Origin of the sequence: Methylophaga sp. UBA1464 (assembly GCF_002325665.1) — a bacterium.
In the GTDB taxonomy this organism is placed as follows: Bacteria; Pseudomonadota; Gammaproteobacteria; order Nitrosococcales; family Methylophagaceae; genus Methylophaga.
On record NZ_DCSO01000053.1, the window covers coordinates 12,411 to 14,077 of the forward strand.

1 protein-coding gene is annotated in these 1,667 nt (G+C 43.6%); it reads right to left on the reverse strand.

From position 1 onward, the window contains the following. Positions 1-1,480: sensor domain-containing diguanylate cyclase (locus tag B3O33_RS06455; protein ID WP_292363223.1), on the reverse strand; the 1,480-nt coding region annotated here is incomplete at its 3' end. Positions 1,481-1,667 lie beyond the last annotated feature (187 nt).

A 1,667-nucleotide genomic window follows, 5' to 3' on the forward strand; every position in this document is an offset into this window, starting at 1 on the left:
GCAGGTCAATATAAAGCAGACAAAATGATTGCTTATACCTTGCAGACTCAACAATGGCTTGATTCAGACGATCATAAAACAATACCCGATTGGGTAATTGCGTCAGACTGTCATGCGTGGCTTGCCATTGCAGCGCATTTTCGGATTTTTTACGCTCGGTAATATCAATGACCACGACCAGCATTCTGTCCTGATTGATCGGGGATGTTCGCGCCATGAAAAAATGTTGCTGGCCCGATATATTCAGCTCATATTCGTAATAATCACCTTCCCCGGTGCCCAGGGTTTTTTGCAGCGCCAGTAATGTCCGTTGTGCCAGAAAGTCAGGTAAAGTCTGGCTGATATGCTTGTTGATGAAGTCTTGTTCCGGTATCAGCAATGGCACCCCATCACCTTGTTCAAAATCAATGATGTTGCCATTTTTATCAATGGTAAACAGCAGATCAGGGATGGCTTTAATAATGGCCTGATTGCGCTGATAGCTCTGTTGAAGGGCGGCTTTACTTTCGAGAAGCTGTTGGTTGGTTTCCAGACGACGCCGGATTAACCAGGCAGAAGTGAGGATCAGCACAATTAATGAAAAAGCGGTCAGAGCACTGTTACGCAGATGCGAAAATCGGTAGTGAGCTATCAACTCATCTACTACGGCACGATTCTCACCAACAAATACGTGGAGCCGCCATTTAGGCAGTGTCTGGTATGCAAACTGATAATTGCTGCTGCCGTGCTGGTAAATGCCTTCACCAGTTAAGGGCAGGTTGTCTGTTTCGGTGTGTTCTTTAACATAGTCCATTGTTTGTCCGGCCTCAAAATCCCGGAACGGTACACGGAATACTATTTCACCTTCTTCATGCACAATCGATGAAAACAATTGGGCATTCACACTGATCCCACTGAGTGCAAGTGAAAAGGTTTTAATATCGATAACTGCGGCAATCACACCCTGAAATTTGTCATCAGAATCATAAAGACCACGACTGATAACCATAACCGGATCTTCATGTCCACGTCCGGGCAACATGGGTTTTGAGGTGAAAACACTATCCGTTTTTAAAGCCTGATGTACTTTAAAATAGTCGCGCCCCGATAAATCCAGCTGGCTACTCTGATGCTGGGGAAACCGTAACAAACCATCAGCATTAATATGCAATAAAGCCTGCATTTCAGGGTTGTTTCGGGAGTACTGCTCCAGCAGGTAGGTGTGGGGCTCTGGATGGTTTATAAAATCAGGATGCGAGCTGATCAGTTTCAGGGTTTGATCAATGGCTTCAAGTTTGGATTCCAGCAGCTGGGTCTGCATCAAAGCCAGCAATTGATTACGTTGAGCAATTTGTTGATTGGCCTGCGAAGAGTAAGCGGATAACTGTTGTTGATAATTGTTAAAAATAATCAGCAGCGTGAGGATAATCACCGTTACAGTGTAAAGCCATAATTTGCCGTTAATCGGGGAACAGAATCTGAAAAGGGAGCTATCGGACATAGAACACCGTTTAAAGACTACATTGGCAAATGACAGAAAATAAACGCCGATCAGTGAAGAATTTTTGATAGTTACAAAACAATTGTGCGATCCCGGTCAACAATAGGGTGAATTTCTGGCTCAAATATATCATTGAATTAAATAATGAATTAGCCTTGACATAGTTAGGTAGCTAACTATATGCTTG